Annotated in this window: 19 protein-coding genes; 15 read left to right on the top strand and 4 right to left on the bottom strand. The window is 60.0% G+C overall.

The features are described from left to right. Positions 1-80 precede the first annotated feature (80 nt). From purC to N2599_RS07775, 5 genes are read left to right on the top strand one after another with little or no spacing between them, the layout of a single operon-like run. Positions 81-845 carry a phosphoribosylaminoimidazolesuccinocarboxamide synthase gene (gene purC / locus N2599_RS07795; RefSeq protein WP_027512412.1) on the top strand — a complete coding sequence of 255 codons (765 nt, stop codon included), beginning with the start codon at positions 81-83 and terminating at the stop codon, positions 843-845. A gap of 30 nt (positions 846-875) precedes the next feature. Further along, positions 876-1,118: a phosphoribosylformylglycinamidine synthase subunit PurS gene (gene purS, locus N2599_RS07790; protein ID WP_027512411.1), complete on the top strand. Its 243-nt coding sequence runs from the start codon at positions 876-878 to the stop codon at positions 1,116-1,118. A gap of 18 nt (positions 1,119-1,136) precedes the next feature. Next, complete coding sequence (locus tag N2599_RS07785; protein ID WP_167333931.1) at positions 1,137-1,304, top strand: hypothetical protein; 168 nt, start codon at positions 1,137-1,139, stop codon at positions 1,302-1,304. Then, the gene (purQ, locus tag N2599_RS07780) at positions 1,301-1,972 is read left to right on the top strand and encodes a phosphoribosylformylglycinamidine synthase subunit PurQ (protein WP_027512410.1); all 672 of its coding nucleotides are present in this window, start codon (positions 1,301-1,303) and stop codon (positions 1,970-1,972) included. The genes N2599_RS07785 and purQ overlap by 4 nt, the downstream gene beginning before the upstream one ends. A gap of 47 nt (positions 1,973-2,019) precedes the next feature. After that, positions 2,020-2,421 carry a hypothetical protein gene (locus N2599_RS07775; RefSeq protein ID WP_027512409.1) on the top strand — a complete coding sequence of 134 codons (402 nt, stop codon included), beginning with the start codon at positions 2,020-2,022 and terminating at the stop codon, positions 2,419-2,421. On the opposite strand, the gene N2599_RS07770 is transcribed toward N2599_RS07775, so the two are convergent. Continuing rightward, on the bottom strand, positions 2,422-2,730 hold the full coding sequence (locus tag N2599_RS07770) for a DUF1127 domain-containing protein (RefSeq protein WP_244915120.1): 309 nt from the start codon (positions 2,728-2,730) through the stop codon (positions 2,422-2,424). A 17-nt stretch (positions 2,731-2,747) separates the two neighbouring features. Between N2599_RS07770 and N2599_RS07765 the strand changes: the two genes are divergently transcribed. From N2599_RS07765 to N2599_RS07750, 4 genes are all read left to right on the top strand, one after another. After that, on the top strand, positions 2,748-4,166 hold the full coding sequence (locus tag N2599_RS07765; protein WP_027512407.1) for an aminotransferase-like domain-containing protein: 1,419 nt from the start codon (positions 2,748-2,750) through the stop codon (positions 4,164-4,166). 173 nt (positions 4,167-4,339) lie between these two features. Continuing rightward, positions 4,340-4,864, top strand: coding sequence for an acyloxyacyl hydrolase (locus tag N2599_RS07760; protein WP_244915121.1), 525 nt, complete (start codon positions 4,340-4,342; stop codon positions 4,862-4,864). 127 nt (positions 4,865-4,991) lie between these two features. Further along, positions 4,992-7,226 (top strand): phosphoribosylformylglycinamidine synthase subunit PurL, encoded by a 2,235-nt coding sequence (gene purL / locus N2599_RS07755; RefSeq protein ID WP_027512405.1) that lies wholly within the window; start codon positions 4,992-4,994, stop codon positions 7,224-7,226. Between the two features lie 19 nt (positions 7,227-7,245). Further along, positions 7,246-7,479, top strand: a complete 234-nt coding sequence (locus tag N2599_RS07750; RefSeq protein WP_027512404.1) for a BolA/IbaG family iron-sulfur metabolism protein — start codon at positions 7,246-7,248, stop codon at positions 7,477-7,479. Between the two features lie 22 nt (positions 7,480-7,501). On the opposite strand, the gene N2599_RS07745 is transcribed toward N2599_RS07750, so the two are convergent. Then, positions 7,502-8,653, bottom strand: a complete 1,152-nt coding sequence (locus N2599_RS07745) for a hypothetical protein (RefSeq protein WP_027512403.1) — start codon at positions 8,651-8,653, stop codon at positions 7,502-7,504. Positions 8,654-8,810: 157 nt separating this feature from the next. On the opposite strand from N2599_RS07745, the gene N2599_RS07740 reads away from it, so the two are divergent. The 6 genes from N2599_RS07740 to N2599_RS07715 all read left to right on the top strand — a co-directional run bounded on the left by N2599_RS07740 (position 8,811) and on the right by N2599_RS07715 (position 13,967). Further along, positions 8,811-9,038, top strand: a complete 228-nt coding sequence (locus N2599_RS07740; RefSeq protein ID WP_027512402.1) for a hypothetical protein — start codon at positions 8,811-8,813, stop codon at positions 9,036-9,038. A gap of 139 nt (positions 9,039-9,177) precedes the next feature. Then, positions 9,178-9,510: a Grx4 family monothiol glutaredoxin gene (grxD, locus tag N2599_RS07735; protein ID WP_027512401.1), complete on the top strand. Its 333-nt coding sequence runs from the start codon at positions 9,178-9,180 to the stop codon at positions 9,508-9,510. A gap of 140 nt (positions 9,511-9,650) precedes the next feature. Next, positions 9,651-10,856, top strand: coding sequence for a multidrug effflux MFS transporter (locus N2599_RS07730; RefSeq protein WP_027512400.1), 1,206 nt, complete (start codon positions 9,651-9,653; stop codon positions 10,854-10,856). A 42-nt stretch (positions 10,857-10,898) separates the two neighbouring features. Then, on the top strand, positions 10,899-12,176 hold the full coding sequence (locus N2599_RS07725) for a multidrug effflux MFS transporter (RefSeq protein ID WP_027512399.1): 1,278 nt from the start codon (positions 10,899-10,901) through the stop codon (positions 12,174-12,176). Positions 12,177-12,489: 313 nt separating this feature from the next. After that, complete coding sequence (locus N2599_RS07720) at positions 12,490-13,008, top strand: glycosyltransferase (RefSeq protein ID WP_027512398.1); 519 nt, start codon at positions 12,490-12,492, stop codon at positions 13,006-13,008. Then, complete coding sequence (locus N2599_RS07715) at positions 12,990-13,967, top strand: NAD-dependent epimerase/dehydratase family protein (RefSeq protein ID WP_027512397.1); 978 nt, start codon at positions 12,990-12,992, stop codon at positions 13,965-13,967. Before N2599_RS07720 ends, N2599_RS07715 begins: the two co-directional genes overlap by 19 nt. Before the next feature lie 29 nt (positions 13,968-13,996). On the opposite strand, the gene N2599_RS07710 is transcribed toward N2599_RS07715, so the two are convergent. Together N2599_RS07710 and N2599_RS07705 are read right to left on the bottom strand one after the other, a co-directional pair. Next, on the bottom strand, positions 13,997-14,245 hold the full coding sequence (locus tag N2599_RS07710) for a DUF982 domain-containing protein (protein ID WP_037143141.1): 249 nt from the start codon (positions 14,243-14,245) through the stop codon (positions 13,997-13,999). 468 nt (positions 14,246-14,713) lie between these two features. After that, entirely contained in the window at positions 14,714-15,538 is an 825-nt protein-coding gene (locus N2599_RS07705) for an inositol monophosphatase family protein (RefSeq protein ID WP_027512395.1), read from the bottom strand. Between the last annotated feature and the right edge of the window lie 10 nt (positions 15,539-15,548).

Here is a 15,548-nt window from a genome sequence, read left to right as displayed (position 1 = left end):
TTTCTTTTCCTTTATGGGGACGCCACGAGGTCCATCCACTCGCGCTATCCCAAGAGCGCCAACGACAGAGAACAATTAAAATGAACCGTCGCCGCCGTATCTACGAGGGCAAGGCCAAGATTCTATATGAGGGACCGGAACCGGGCACGTTGATCCAGTTCTTCAAGGATGACGCCACGGCCTTCAACAAGAAGAAACACGAAGTCATCGATGGCAAGGGCGTTCTGAACAACCGCATTTCGGAATTCATCTTCAACCATCTGAACAAGATCGGCATCCCGACCCACTTCATCCGCCGCCTCAATATGCGCGAGCAGCTGATCCGGGAAGTAGAGATGATCCCGCTCGAGATCGTCGTGCGCAATGTCGCTGCCGGCTCGCTCGCCAAGCGCCTCGGTATCGAGGAAGGCGTGGTCCTGCCGCGCTCGATCATCGAATTCTACTACAAGTCCGATGCCCTCGACGATCCGATGGTCTCGGAAGAGCACATCACCGCCTTCGGCTGGGCAAATCCTGCGGAACTCGACGACATCATGGCCCTCGCCATCCGTGTCAACGATTTTATGACGGGTCTCTTCCTCGGCGTCGGCATCCAGCTCGTCGATTTCAAGATCGAATGCGGCCGCCTGTTCGAAGGCGACATGATGCGCATCATCCTTGCCGACGAGATTTCGCCGGACTCCTGCCGCCTCTGGGATATCGAAACCCATGAGAAGATGGATAAGGACCGCTTCCGCCGTGATATGGGCGGGCTTCTTGAAGCCTATTCCGAAGTCGCGCGCCGCCTCGGCATCATCAACGAAAACGAGCCTGTGCGCGGCACCGGCCCCGTTTTGGTCAAGTAAGACGTTCTGGTCAAAGACAGGGAAGAAGAAGTGATCAAGGCTCGTGTCACCGTCACGCTGAAAAACGGCGTTCTCGATCCGCAGGGCAAGGCAATTGAGGGCGCGCTCGGCGGTCTCGGCTTCACAGGCATCGGCCACGTCCGCCAAGGCAAGGTCTTCGACCTCGAGCTCGAAAGCGCCGACAAGACGAAGGCTGAAGCCGACCTCAAGGCCATGTGCGAAAAACTCCTCGCAAACACGGTGATCGAGAATTATACTATTTCTCTCGACTGATGGTTGCAGAGAGTCGTGATGGTCGAGGTGAATCAAGAGCTCATGTATGAGCTGTTGAAAAAGATGCACCAGCGTATCGACTATGGTGTCCTTGCACGGCATGAAGACCGGCTGGAGCGCATTGAAAATCGTCTCGAACTTCGAGAATTGGCAGAAGCACAAGCAAGGTTTGAACCGCACCCATGAAATCAGCCGTCGTTCAACTTCCAGGCCTCAACCGCGATCGCGACATGATCGCAGCGCTGACGAAAATCTCCGGCCGCGCGCCCGTGACGATCTGGCAGACGGAAACCGATATTCCAGACGTCGATCTGATCGTCATCCCGGGCGGCTTTTCCTATGGCGACTATCTGCGCTGCGGCGCGATCGCGGCGCGTATGCCGGTAATGCAGGCGATCATCGCCAAGGCCCAAAAGGGCGTCAGGGTTCTGGGTGTCTGCAACGGCTTCCAGATTCTCGTCGAGGCCGGCCTGCTGCCTGGTGCGCTGATGCGCAACGCCTCACTGAGATTCGTCTGCCGTGAGATCAAGCTTGAGGTCGCCAACGCCGACACCGATTTCACCCGCGCCTATGCCAAGGGCCAGGTCATACGCTGCCCGGTCGCCCACCATGACGGCAACTATTTCGCGGACGCCAAAACGCTGGCTGAGATCGAAGGCAATGGCCAGGTGGTTTTCCGTTATGCGGAAGGCACCAACCCAAATGGCTCGATCAACGACATTGCCGCGGTGATGAACGCCAAGGGTAATGTGCTCGGCATGATGCCGCATCCGGAAAACCTGATCGAGGCGGCCCACGGCGGCTCCGACGGCCGCGGGCTGTTTGCCTCTGCGCTCGACGTAATCGCTGCTTAACCTTCCCCGCGTAAGACGCACTCAACAGGTCCACCGGAGCAAGATTGATGCGCCTTTCCATGAACATTGCCGTGGTTGCGGCTGTCGGTGCGCTTTGCGTTCCAATCGCCTCGTGCCAGTCCAGGGCGCCGTCTCCCGGCCCGGATCGTAGCGCACTCTCCACCATGGAGCGCGTTGCCGTCGGCGCCAATTCGTGCTGGTTCAAGTCCGGCGATGCTGCGTTTTCAGCCTACCGCCTGGCGCCGGAACTCAACTCCTTTTCGGGCCGCCCGCGAATCCTGGTTGTCCACAAGAACAACCCGGAAGGCAGGCCGCTGCTCGTCGTCCAGGCCGAGGGCAATCCCGCTCGCCTGCAAGCTTTCGGGCCGATGATGTCCGAGCCTGTTTCCACCCGCATTGCCGCGGACGTGACCCGTTGGTCTGGCGGCGGCGGCAAAACGTGCCGCTGATCAATCCCAATAGCGTGACTTGCTGATTTCCTTCGCTGCATCGACGGGCGAAAGTCCGATATCGCGCAGCTGCCAATCCGCCATCTCCCGCAAGGCACGCCGGCTTTCGCGCTTCACGCTCCAGCAAGACAGCTTGTCCCGAATCCTGGCAAACAGCCCCTGCGCCGGCACGGGTTGCATTTCGTACCGTTCACCGATGGAAACAATTGACACAATATGCTGATCGATCTTCTGAGTGATAGACATCGTCATGAAGGTCCGCTTCGTTACTGACAATTGTTCATACCCTTGACAGACAAAGGGTGACAATCTATCGAATTGTTACCATGACAAATTGGCTTCCCGATCTTTCGCGCGGCTCCGGCCCGGTCTATATGCGCCTGGCGGACAGCATCGAATCCGCAATTGCCAGCGGCACCCTCCCCGCAGGCAGCAAACTGCCGCCGCAACGGAACCTTGCTTATGATATCGGCGTGACGATCGGCACGATCGGCCGGGCCTATGCCTTGGTCCATGAGCGCGGATTGGTGGCGGGCGAAGTCGGCCGCGGAACCTATGTGCTTGATCGCGCGGAGACGCCGCCAGGCGAACAGGCCGATCCACTGACGATTTCGCTTGGCGGTACACGCGTTCTAGACGCACCGTCAAACAAGATCCGCTTCGACACCACCGCGGCCCCCGATCTCGGCCAGGGCCGCATTATCGGTCAGATCCTCGCCGAAATCGGCGAGCAGAACATTTCGGAAATATCCTCCTACTCCCGCAATTTTCCGCGAAACTGGTTCCAGGCGGGGCAGAAGTGGCTGGCGCGAAACGGCTGGACGCCCGAGACGGAGAATATCGTTCCGACGCTCGGCGCCCACGCGGCAGCTGTGTCGATCATCTCGGCTGTGTCCTCGCCTGGTGACAAGATCGTCTTCGAGAACCTCAGCTACACGCAGGTGAGCCGCAGCGCCCGCCTGTTGGGCCGGCGCACGATCACTGTCGATTCCGACGAGAATGGCGTCCTTCCCGATGATTTCGAACGGCTATGCCAGCAACAGCACCCCAAGCTCGCCTTTCTGATGCCTACCGCGCACAACCCGACGCTCGCAACCATGCCCCATGAGCGCCGCGTCGCGATTGCTGCAACGGCCCGCAGGCATGGTGTCTGGCTGATCGAGGACGACCTTTATGGCGGCATGACGGGCGACGGGATACCGTTGCTGGCGTCGCTTGCGCCCGACCGCACCTTTCTCGTCAACGGGCTTTCGAAATCGGTCGCTGCCGGTGTCCGCGGCGGATGGGTCGCCTGCCCGCCGCATTTTGCCCAACGGATCAAGGTCACGCACAAGATGATCACGGGCGGATTGCCGTTCATTCTCGCGGAGACCTGCGCGCGCCTCGTCGAAAGCGGCAGCGCGCACGCCATGCGCAAGGCAAGCATCAGCGAACTCGCCACACGCGAGCGGCTCGTCCGCGAATTGCTGGACGGGTTCGATTTCGAATCGCATCCGCACGTCCCCTTCCTGTGGCTGAAGCTGCCCGATCCATGGATGTCTGGCACCTTCAAGAACGCCGCGTTTCGGGATGGCGTGCTGGTGGACGATGAGGATGAATTCAAGGCCGCCCGCGCCGACAAGGTCTATCACCGCGTGCGCGTCGGCTTCTCGTCGCCGAAGAGCAAGGACGCTCTGAAGAACGGCCTGATCATCTTGAGAAGCCTGCTTGAAGGCGGCGGCTCGGCCTATGTCGGCGAGATATGAGCCTGCGGAAATGAGCGTCACGGAAGCCGAAGCATAAGACAGCGTGCCGGCTTGGCAGCGACTCATGCTACCAATTCTCCTGTTCTGCTGTTGGCGCGGAATAAGGAGGATACCGGATGACAACCGCTGGGCGTGGGTTGATGCCACGTTCCTTGAGTATTCTGTTGGCCTCAATGATAGCCGACGTCTCGGACGTCTCAGCATCCGCGCATGCGCAGGATTGGATTTTTGACGAGCTGCGTTTTGGCGCCTCGGCCTCGGTCCAGAGTGGCGGGGAAAGGGAGGACGGCGTTTTCCCCGAAGTCACGATATTCTTCGATCCCTTCGGCTCCGATTCCGCCGCAAACTGGACACAGAAGCTGATACGCCCCCGCATCCATCTCGGCACCTCGATTGGGACCGGCAGCGAAGCGACACAGGTCTTCAGCGGCTTTTCCTGGACCGCCGATTTCAATGACAAGCTCTTTGCCGAAGCGGGCTTCGGCGGCCTAATCCACACCGGCAATCTCGATGAGGAGGACGATAGGCCGGCGCTCGGCTGCCATTTGCTGTTTCACGAATATATCGGCGTAGGCTACCGCTTCGACACCCACTGGAACGTGATGGCACAGGTTGCCCACTCCTCCCATGCCAATCTTTGCGACGGTCCGAACGACGGCATGACGCGCGCAGGCGTCCAGATCGGGTATAAATTCTAGTCGAACGCCTGCATCAAAGGCGCTTTGTCCGCTCTTTGTTGACGGCGGGCATTTTCCTGTCGCGCGCCGCGCTTACATAGGCTAAAGACACCGAAAAACGCGCAACGGCAGGGACTTTCGAGAGCTCATGACCATTTCTAATACCCGCCCAATCACCCCCGAACTCATCGCCAGCCACGGCCTGAAGCCGGACGAATATCAGCGGATACTGGACTTGATCGGACGCGAGCCGACCTTCACCGAGCTCGGCATCTTCTCCGCCATGTGGAACGAGCACTGCTCGTACAAATCCTCGAAGAAGTGGCTACGCACGCTTCCGACCAAGGGGCCGCGTGTCATCCAGGGACCGGGCGAGAACGCCGGCGTTGTCGATATCGACGACGGCGATTGCGTCGTCTTCAAGATGGAGAGCCACAACCACCCCTCCTATATCGAGCCGTATCAGGGTGCTGCGACCGGCGTCGGTGGAATCCTGCGCGACGTCTTCACCATGGGTGCACGGCCGATCGCCGCGATGAATGCACTGCGCTTTGGCGAGACGGATCATCCGAAGACCCGCCACCTCGTCTCCGGCGTGGTTGCCGGCGTCGGCGGCTACGGCAATTCCTTCGGCGTTCCGACCGTCGGCGGCGAAGTCGAATTCGATGCCCGCTACAACGGCAACATCCTCGTCAACGCCTTTGCCGCAGGGCTTGCGAAATCGAACGCCATCTTCCTGTCGGAAGCCAAGGGTGTCGGCCTTCCGGTCGTCTATCTCGGCGCCAAGACCGGCCGCGACGGCGTCGGCGGCGCGACCATGGCATCGGCGGAGTTCGACGAGTCGATCGAGGAAAAGCGCCCGACCGTTCAGGTCGGAGACCCCTTCACCGAGAAGTGCCTACTGGAAGCCTGCCTTGAGCTGATGCAGACCGGCGCCGTCATCGCCATCCAGGATATGGGCGCGGCCGGCCTCACCTGCTCGGCTGTCGAGATGGGCGCCAAGGGCGATCTCGGCATCCTGCTCGATCTGGACAAAGTTCCGGTCCGCGAAGAGCAGATGACCGCCTACGAGATGATGCTCTCGGAAAGCCAGGAGCGCATGCTCATGGTGCTCGAGCCGGACAAGGAAACGGTTGCCAAGGCGATCTTCGTCAAATGGGGTCTCGATTTCGCGATCGTCGGCAAGACGACCGACGACCTGCGTTTCCGCGTCGTGCACCAGGGCGAGGAAGTCGCCAACCTGCCGATCAAGGATCTCGGTGACCAGGCGCCGGAATATGACCGTCCCTGGCGGGAATCCGGCAAGCGCGCGCCGCTCCCGGCGGAGCTTGTTGCGGAGCCGGAAGACTATGGCAAGGCGCTGCTCACGCTCGTCGGTTCGCCGAACCAGTCCAGCCGTCGCTGGGTCTACGAGCAGTATGACACGCTGATCCAGGGCAATTCGCTGCAGCTTCCGGGCGGCGACGCAGGCGTCGTCCGCGTCGAGGGCCATCCGACCAAGGCGCTCGCCTTCTCGTCCGACGTCACGCCGCGTTATGTCGAAGCCGATCCGTTCGAAGGCGGCAAGCAGGCGGTTGCCGAGTGCTGGCGCAACATCACCGCGACGGGCGCGGAGCCGCTGGCTGCGACCGATAACCTCAATTTCGGCAATCCCGAGAAGCCGGAAATCATGGGCCAGTTCGTCGAAGCCGTGAAAGGCATCGGCGAAGCCTGCCGGGCGCTCGATTTCCCGATCGTTTCCGGCAACGTATCGCTCTACAACGAGACCAATGGCATCGCGATCCTGCCGACCCCGACGATTGCAGGCGTCGGCCTGCTGCCCGATTGGCAGGCGATGGCCCGCATCGGCGGCGCATCCGAAGGCGACCAGCTGATCTTGGTCGGCGTCGACGGCAGTCACCTCGGCTCCTCGATCTACCTGCGCGATATCCTCGGCAGCAGCGATGGCCCGGCACCGGAAGTCGATCTCTTCGCCGAGCGCCGCAACGGCGAATTCGTCCGGTCCGCAATCCGCAACGGCCAGGTCACCGCCTGCCACGACATCTCGTCCGGCGGCCTGGCGCTGGCGCTCGCGGAAATGGCGATGGCATCGGATAAGGGCCTGATCGTGACGCTTGCCAAAGGCAAGGGTGCGCCGCACGCGCTCCTCTTCGGGGAAGATCAGGCACGCTACGTCATCGCGGTCAAACCGGATGTTGCTGATTTCGTCTGCGCCAATGCGGAAGGTGCCGGCGTGCCCTTCCGCCGCCTCGGCACGGTTGCCGGCAGCGATCTCGTGATCGACGATCTGTTGTCGCTGCCCATTCAGCAATTGCGCAACGCCCATGAATCGTGGTTCCCTGAATTCATGAACAGCGCAGAGGCACTTGCCGCTGCGGAATGATGTGCAAGGAGTAACGATCATGGCCATGAAACCCGGCGATATCGAAGACCTGATCAAGGCCGGGATACCCGGTGCCAAGGTGACGATCCGCGACCTTGCCGGCGACGGTGATCATTACGCCGCCGAAGTTGTGGCCGAAGCCTTCCGAGGCAAGAGCCGCGTGCAGCAGCACCAGATGGTGTATGAGGCCCTTAAAGGAAACATGGGCGGCATTCTGCATGCCCTGGCCCTGCAGACATCGGCCCCCGAGTGATCTTCGAGATTACAATGCCCGGTCACAAGCCGGGCATTTCTTTCAATCCACCGTCAGGGAAAAGACCGGCGGGCACGGGACCCGCCGTCAGCAGCGTAAAATCAAAGGGCCCCCGCAAATCCGGGCCCAGCACGTATTGCCGGTGCACGCGCAGAAAATCCAGTTTGATCTTTTTGTAGTGTTCCGGCGTCAGCATCTGCTTGACGCGGATGAACTGCATCTTCGCCTGCGGCGCATTCCGATGCCCCGAGGCCGCCACGACGGGCACCTTGTAGAAATGGATCGCGTCTGTCAGGCAGTGCACGTCGAGCCAGAAGACGGATCGGCAACGCGCGATCAGCGCGACACGCGCCCGCAGTGCTTTTGCGGATGACAGCAGCGCGCATTGCAGCACCGCCGAACCGAGCGAAGCAAAGGTGACCTTCTTGCCGTCGAAGAGCGCCGGCTCCTTTTCAAGCAGCGAGCCGACGACATGCGCGGCAACGCTCGATCCCATGCTGTGCGAGGAGATTATATATTCGTCGGCATCCTCCTGCAGCGCCTCGCGCACGGCTGATGCACAGCGCTCCAGCCACGCGGTAAACTTGGGGCGATCCATACGCCCGAGTGCAACCGCCATTTCCCAGTCCGCGAAGAGATGCAGGGTGTAGAAGCGTTCGGCGAATGGCAAGAAGATATAAGTGAAAAAGACAGCAGCTGCCGGAAGGCTCCAGACGAGATGCCAAACCTCAAGGCTGAAGCCCATCGGCGCTGCCGCGATCGTGGCCGCTAGCATAAGGCCGAGGAGCATCAGCAGGAAGGGAAAGATGAAGAAAAGGCCAAAGCGCCAGGCATGGCGGAAATAGCCGTTCAGTCCCCCGTCCACGATGATGCTGCCACAGGCGGCAAAGCCGTCGAGAATGCGCGTCGTCACCGGTTTGGCACTAAGATGCCGCACCAGCACATCGTGATCGAAAACATGAACCCTGCTTGCCGTCTGCCAGAGATCGGAGGCTGCGCGTACATCGAATTTCGCAAACCCGTCGCAATCGTCTATCTCGCCTATCTGCGCCTCGAAGCCCCAAACCTTTCCGCTCTGTCTGGCGGTTCGCTCGTAGCGCGCCCGGTGCGCCTTCCCGTCCAGCGGCTCGAAACCCGGGAAGTGAAGCACCACCCTCTTGCTGATCAAATTCATTAATATATCTTTCCAGCGAGTCCGCGCCGCCAACTCGCAGATCGCGCATGCATGGGAAATGTGGCGGAAAAAGCTCTCGTGCCGTTGAAGAGCGCTTGCTAACCGAAAGCATCCGGAATTCAATAGCCTCGGAGCGTTTTTAGTGCGGGAGGGGCCGATGGCCGATATCGTGAAGGAACTCGTCAGCGGCGTGGTCGAAAGTGTGCTTAAGGAAATCCTCAAGAAGACGGCGGGCCGCACCACGACCAAGCGAAAGAAGCGCCAGACGCGCTCGGCCACGACCGGCCGCTTCACCCGCAAGGCTTCGACCGCAAGCAAACCCGCCAGGAAGCAGGTCAGCAAACGCCGCACCGTCGCGACCCGCAGCAGGCAGCGCGGCCGCTAGTTTTTTCAACATTGCGCATCGGGTAGCATGCTTATCTTTTTTTGGTTTTGGCGGCTGGAATTTGGGCCGTCACATGCTATTTAAGGCTAACGATTGAAACGGCGGGCCTTTAACCTGCCTGTTGAAAGGATTGGGTCTCATGAGCGGTATCAACGAATTCATCGACAACGAAGTCAAGACGAACGACGTCGTCCTTTTCATGAAGGGCACGCCGCAGTTTCCGCAGTGCGGTTTCTCCGGCCAAGTCGTCCAGATCCTCGATTACCTCGGCGTCGACTACAAGGGCATTGACGTGCTCGCCGATTCGGAAATCCGCCAGGGCATCAAGGATTATTCGAATTGGCCGACGATCCCGCAGCTTTACGTGAAGGGCGAGTTCATCGGCGGCTGTGACATCGTGCGGGAAATGTTCCAGGCCGGCGAGTTGAAGCAACACTTCCAGGAAAGCGGCGTCACGGTTCGCGCCGCCTGACAGGTCACCGGGCGTTCGCCCGGTTTCCAAATCTGTTCAAATTCGAGTTCGAGGCGCTGTGCTGAACAGCGCCTTGACCTGTTTATGGGATTTTCATCGTGACAGATTCATCTCAAGCCGTGTCCGCGGGCCAAATGCCCATGGGCAAGCGTGAATTCATCGCGCTCGCCGCATTTTTGATGGCAACCAATTCGCTGGCGATCGATATCATGCTGCCGGCTCTGCAACAGATCGGCGCAAATCTCGGCGTCGAAAGCGAAAACCACCGGCAATTCGTCGTCTCGACCTATCTTCTTGGCTTCGGCGCCGCTCAGCTCTTCTACGGGCCGATTTCCGATCGCTTCGGCCGCCGCTTGCCGCTTCTCGTTGGTCTAGGGATTTATATCGCGTCCGCGATCGGAATCGTTTTCATACCCTCGTTTGCCGGCTTGCTCGTGCTGCGTTTCATTCAGGGCATCGGCTCGGCCGCAACGCGCGTCATCACCATTTCGATCGTCCGCGACATCTACGGTGGCCGGCAGATGGCCGAAGTTATGTCTCTGATCATGATGGTGTTCATGATTGTACCGGTCATTGCGCCAGGCAGCGGCCAGATCATCATGCTCTTTGCCAGCTGGCATATGATCTTCGTCTTCATAGCCGCAATGGGGGCGGCAATCGCTGCATGGACCTTCTATCGCATGCCAGAAACGCTCGATCCGCGCAACGTTCGGCCATTCACGGCGCGCTCGATCCTCGGCGGCTTCAAGCTCGTTCTGACGAACCGCATTGCGCTGTGTTACACGCTTGCCACCACCTTCATCTTCGGCTCCCTGTTCGGCTTCATCAACTCCGCCCAGCAGATCTATGTCGGCATCTACGATCTCGGCGTCTATTTTCCCTTCGCCTTCGCCGCCGTCGCGATCTTTATGTCCATTGCCTCGTTCCTCAACTCGCGCTTCGTCGGCAAGTTCGGCATGCGGCGGCTGTCGCATGGATCGCTGCTCGGCTTCCTCGCCGTCAACACGCTTTGGATGATCGTGCAGGTCGTTGGCCCGCAACCGATGCCCTTCTTCCTTTTCATCGGCTTCTTCGGCATTGCGATGTTCCAGTTCGGCTGGATCGGCTCGAACTTCAACTCGCTCGCCATGGAGCCGCTCGGCCACGTGGCGGGCACCGCCTCCTCCGTGCTCGGCTTCATGAGCACGATCGGCGGCGCGCTCATCGGCGCGGCCATCGGCCAGGCCTTTGACGGCACCGCGCTGCCCATGGTCTCCGGCTACTTCGCCGTGTCGATCATCGGACTGGTCTTCGTCCTGATCGCCGAGAAGGGCCGCCTGTTTCAACCCCACAATCCGCGTGCCTGAGCGGGCCGTCTTTTTTTATTTTACATTGATCGGATTTGAAGAATGACCGCGCATAAACCGCACGCCGAAAACCAGGGCTCCAGCCGCATCGGCATGGGCTTCACCGAATTCGTCATCACCATCGCCATCATGACCGCCAGTATCGCCATGGCGATCGACAGCATGTTACCCGCCCTGCCCGCCATTGGCCGCTCGCTGAGCGTGACGACGACCAATGATGCGCAGCTTGTCATCGGCGTGTTTTTCTTCGGTTTCGGTGTCTCACAGATCGTCTTCGGCAGTCTTTCTGACACCTTCGGCCGCCGCCGCATCCTGCTTGGTGGTCTTGCCGTGTATGTGCTGGCGATGTTCGGCGCAGCACTGACCGGCAGCTTCGAGATGCTGCTCGTAATGCGCTTCGTCCAGGGCATCGGCGGGGCGGCCGTCCGCATCACCACGATGGCGATCGTCCGCGACTGTTTCGGCGGCCGCGAAATGGCCCGCGTCATGTCCTATGTGATGATCGTTTTCATGATCGTACCGATCGTCGCGCCTTCCGTCGGCCAGCTGATCATCAGCTACGCCGACTGGCACTGGATTTTCATCCTGCTCGGTGTCGTCGGCTCGATCCTCTTCCTCTGGGCGCTGACGCGACTGAAGGAGTCGCTGCCGGCTGCCGAGCGTATCCCGCTCTCCGTCGGTTCGATCGTCGATGGCTTCAGGACCGTTCTCACGAACCGCATCACCTGCGGTTACATGATCGGGCTCACGATGTTCACGGGCGTGATCAGCGCCTACGTCATCTCTGTCCAGCAGGTCTTCGGCGAGGTCTACGGCCTCGGCGATTGGCTGCCAATCGCTTTTGCGGCAACGGCAGGCGGCATCGCGGTGGCGAACTTCGCCAACGGCTTCTTCGTCCGCACCTTCGGCATGCGCCGCATCTCGCACACGGCCATGATCCTCTTCACAGTGATTTCGGCATTCGGCTACGTCATGGCGCTCGGTGGAAGTGTCAATTTCGCGCTGGACTATGCGCTGTTTTCGATTCTGCTGATGATGTTTGCGGTGATCGCCACGAACTTCACGGCAATCAGCCTGGAGCCGATGGGCAATCTCGCAGGCACGGCGACCGCCATCACCGGCTTCGTGTCGACGTCCGTCGGCGCACTGCTCGGCGGCGCCGTCGGCCAGCTCTTCAACGGCACTGTCCAGCCGCTCTTTGCCGGCTTTGCGGTCTTCGGCGCCGTCAGCATCGTTGCGACGCTTTGGGCCGAAAACGGCAAGCTCTTCACCCACCCGGGCGACGGTCCTCAACTCGACCCGGGTGCTGCGCATTTCTGATGGAGCAAGCGCCTTCGTTCCGGCGGGAGCGCTGCGGACCTGGCCTGCGTCGCGGTTGCAGGCTGCGCGATGAGGCGAGCCGCTACCACAGCTTGTTGCGCATTCGGATCGTCTGCAACCTTATGTAAAGTCCTGCACATTTGATGATTGCAGATTAGTGCAAAAGGCTGAATTGCAATCAGCCTGAAAACATCGCCTCATAGGATGGGGGATTTTAACACCACCAATCAAACTTCAAGCCCGGTCGGGGCATGCGGCTCTGTTGCGACGGTCCAAGGATATGCGGATCATAGTCATAAATGGCCTATCGGTTGTGCGCGGCGGCGCAACAAAGGTAGCTATTCAGTGCCTGCAGACACGCCGCAGCGCTGGCATCGATTGCACATGCATCGAAACCTACCTAAAGCCGGGTCCTTTCCGGCATTTCACCACATTGCGCACACCCACGGAACCGTTGACGCGGCGGTCAACCGAGTTCTGGCGCAGAGAGCGCATCGTCTTCCTCGGACGGACGACCTGGGAGAAAAGTCTAGGCACGCTCGGTCGCGGGATTCCCGTAATCGTCAGCAGCAACGCCCTCATTGCCGAAGAGATTGAAGGCAATGGCGCGGGCCTCGTCTTCAAGAGCGGCGACGCGGGCTCGCTCGCCGAGGCGCTGGTGAAAATCAAGAGCAATAGCCTTGTGAAATGGCTGGCCGAAGGCGCACGGGCTTTCGGAAAAAAAGTCGCACCAAACCGACAGGATTGGGAGCGTCGATTTACTGGCATCTACACCGGCGAAGCCGCCCGCCCTTGTGACGGTTTAGGAGGATCATGGTGCGTGCACTTGTGACAGGCGGATGCGGTTTTGTCGGCCGACATCTTTGTGATCGGCTTCTCGCGGAAGGACTGGACATTGTATGCGTTGACTCGCTGAAACCGAGGACAGGCGCAAAGCACCCGGCTCTTTGGAGGCGCCCAAGCAAGCATTTCATCTTCCTTGAGGAGGATTGCAGATCATTCTTCGAGACCTCCTCCCAACGTTTCGACTACGTCTTTCATCTTGCCGCCCTCGTCGGCGGACGAATGACGCTTGAGAACGAAACGCTTCTCGTCGCCGAGGACCTGTCGGTCGATGCCGCGCTGTGGCGATGGGCGGGCTGTAACAAGCCCGGGAACGTTGTTTATTTCAGCTCCAGCGCAGCCTATCCGGTGGCGTTTCAGACCGAGGAAATGCAGACAGCGCTTTCGGAGGAGATGATTTCGTTCGAACGGCCGCTTGGCGTTCCGGATCTGAGCTATGGTTGGACTAAGCTGACTGGCGAGTATCTCATGAAGCTCTATGTCGAGCGATACGGCGGCCGGGCCATCGCGTATCGGCCATTCAGCGGCTACGGCGAAGATCAGGATATCGCCTACCCGTTCCCAGCAATCTGCCAGAGATTGGTCAAGGAATGGGGAGCAGCCGAGGTGTCCGTTTGGGGCTCCGGTCGTCAGCGCCGCGACTTCATTCACATCGCCGACTGTATCGATTTCATCTGGCAAACCGTGCACCGGCTGCCGACGGGAACAAGCATGAACCTTTCGACCGGCGGAACGACGTCCTTCATCGAGCTCGCAGTCCTGATCAGCCAAGAATTGGGCTGGTCGCCGGAAGTCGCCGGAACGACCAACCGTCCCGAAGGTGTGTTTTTCCGGTGTGGCGACACTGCTCTTCAACAGCGCTTCGGGCTCGCTCCACGAATCAGTCTTCAAGAAGGTGTCAGGCGCTCACTGGACTATCTCCGCGTTGAGGCAGCCGCTTACGTCTGAGAATGAACGCTGAGCCCTGCTGGTATGCGTCAGACGACGTATTCCAGGTGCGCCTCGCTGGCCGCGACCAGGAACTTCTTGCGTACTTCTTCTGGAGGTATAGCGCCGTTGAAGGCGTCAAGGCAGGTCACCTCAGCACGATAGAGCGCCGGACCATCATGGATCGGCCATTCCATGACCATCAGCTTATAGGCATCGTGAACCGTCCTGACGACGCGATAGCGTCCGCCAAGTTTGATCCTGATGGGCGGGAATTTCCGGATATCCTTTTTCTCCATGACGCTATACCTCACGCAAAAACATTCCACTCAACGAATCACCGGGCGACTCGTTCCGGCGGAGTCGCTCCGGAACCCCGAGCAATTTGACCGCACAACGGCGCATCGCTCACGGCAATACGGGTATTCGCCATGATGTTTTGTTCATCTGGCGTTCATATTTCTTGTGGCCATCGCCCTTTCGGGCTAATCTGTCTTGGCAACGATGGAGCAAGAGATGATCAGGACCACCGTCGCGGCTTCTGTATTTGCCGCTTATGCCTTTACGATGTTCGCAATCGCATCCCTCCCGCAAAACTCGCCCAGCATTCCGGTCGACCGGATCACGACAAGTTCAACGAACTAAGCCAAGGCTAACACGAAAACCCCGCTCTGAAGCGGGGCGGTATCGTGATCAAAACGCCTTGGGAGGAAATATGCATTTCTCCCTATATGTCGGACATGGATCGAGGCTTGCGACCTCAATCCTCAGAGCGTGAAAACTTCCCGCCGTAGCAGTTCCCATGACGCCTTGTCCGGAGCAACCAGCAAGCCGCCGCCGACGTGGTGCGGCAGATAGGGCGAGCCATCGAAACGCGCCGCATGGGCGCCCGCCTCCTGGCAGATCAGCGTTCCCGCCAGATGGTCCCAGGGCATCAGCTTGTTGTACATCAGATAGTGCACGTGGCCCGACGCGAATGTCCGGTATTCATGCGCAGCGCAACGGTAATTTACGAGGAAGCGGACCTTCGCAAGATTTGCGAGAATTTCCGGCCGCTTTTCCTTGGGCAGATATCCGGTGGACGCCATGCCGACCATCTGTTCTAAAGCCACCGGCGTGGCCACCGACAGCCGTTCCGCCTCGCCCTCCGGCCGCCGCAGCCAGGCGCCGCCGCCCTTCTCCGCCATCACCCAGTCGTCGCCCATCGGGTCGTATATGATGCCGGCGACAGTTTCGCCCTTCGACACGACCGAAGCCATGACGCCGAAGGCGGGAATGCCGGAAGCGAAATTGAAGGTGCCGTCGACCGGATCGACGACGATCGCGAGATCCGCTCCCTGCAACTTGCCGAGCAGCGCGGGGTCGGCCGCAACCGACTCCTCGCCGATGAAGACCGCGTCAGGCCAGCGCTTGGCCACCTCTGCCTTCATCATCCGCTCAGCCTGCTCGTCGGCTTCTGTCACCAGATCGGTCGCCTCGGTCTTGATCCGTACGTCGCCGCTGCCGAGACGCCGGAAACGTGGCAGTATCTCGGCCTTCGCCGCCCGCCTGAGGAGATCGGAGAGCGCTGTCACATCAACTGTCGAAGTCATGGCATGTCCT

The sequence above is a fragment of the Rhizobium sullae genome (assembly GCF_025200715.1).
In the GTDB taxonomy this organism is placed as follows: Bacteria; Pseudomonadota; Alphaproteobacteria; order Rhizobiales; family Rhizobiaceae; genus Rhizobium; species Rhizobium sullae.
Note: the sequence above shows the minus strand (reverse complement) of the source record. Positions and strands in the feature narration are given on the sequence as shown.

What these genes read in the sequence shown, in the direction of transcription:
- N2599_RS07725 (WP_027512399.1), top strand. Translation starts at nt 10,899, where the DNA reads ATGACCGCGCATAAACCGCACGCCGAAAACCAGGGCTCCAGCCGCATC.
- purL (WP_027512405.1), top strand. Translation starts at nt 4,992, where the DNA reads ATGACCATTTCTAATACCCGCCCAATCACCCCCGAACTCATCGCCAGC.
- N2599_RS07745 (WP_027512403.1), bottom strand. Translation starts at nt 8,653, where the DNA reads ATGAATTTGATCAGCAAGAGGGTGGTGCTTCACTTCCCGGGTTTCGAG.
- N2599_RS07785 (WP_167333931.1), top strand. Translation starts at nt 1,137, where the DNA reads ATGGTCGAGGTGAATCAAGAGCTCATGTATGAGCTGTTGAAAAAGATG.
- N2599_RS07730 (WP_027512400.1), top strand. Translation starts at nt 9,651, where the DNA reads ATGGGCAAGCGTGAATTCATCGCGCTCGCCGCATTTTTGATGGCAACC.
- purC (WP_027512412.1), top strand. Translation starts at nt 81, where the DNA reads ATGAACCGTCGCCGCCGTATCTACGAGGGCAAGGCCAAGATTCTATAT.
- N2599_RS07715 (WP_027512397.1), top strand. Translation starts at nt 12,990, where the DNA reads ATGGTGCGTGCACTTGTGACAGGCGGATGCGGTTTTGTCGGCCGACAT.
- N2599_RS07760 (WP_244915121.1), top strand. Translation starts at nt 4,340, where the DNA reads ATGATAGCCGACGTCTCGGACGTCTCAGCATCCGCGCATGCGCAGGAT.
- N2599_RS07775 (WP_027512409.1), top strand. Translation starts at nt 2,020, where the DNA reads ATGCGCCTTTCCATGAACATTGCCGTGGTTGCGGCTGTCGGTGCGCTT.
- purQ (WP_027512410.1), top strand. Translation starts at nt 1,301, where the DNA reads ATGAAATCAGCCGTCGTTCAACTTCCAGGCCTCAACCGCGATCGCGAC.
- N2599_RS07765 (WP_027512407.1), top strand. Translation starts at nt 2,748, where the DNA reads ATGACAAATTGGCTTCCCGATCTTTCGCGCGGCTCCGGCCCGGTCTAT.
- N2599_RS07710 (WP_037143141.1), bottom strand. Translation starts at nt 14,245, where the DNA reads ATGGAGAAAAAGGATATCCGGAAATTCCCGCCCATCAGGATCAAACTT.
- N2599_RS07750 (WP_027512404.1), top strand. Translation starts at nt 7,246, where the DNA reads ATGGCCATGAAACCCGGCGATATCGAAGACCTGATCAAGGCCGGGATA.
- grxD (WP_027512401.1), top strand. Translation starts at nt 9,178, where the DNA reads ATGAGCGGTATCAACGAATTCATCGACAACGAAGTCAAGACGAACGAC.
- N2599_RS07705 (WP_027512395.1), bottom strand. Translation starts at nt 15,538, where the DNA reads ATGACTTCGACAGTTGATGTGACAGCGCTCTCCGATCTCCTCAGGCGG.
- N2599_RS07740 (WP_027512402.1), top strand. Translation starts at nt 8,811, where the DNA reads ATGGCCGATATCGTGAAGGAACTCGTCAGCGGCGTGGTCGAAAGTGTG.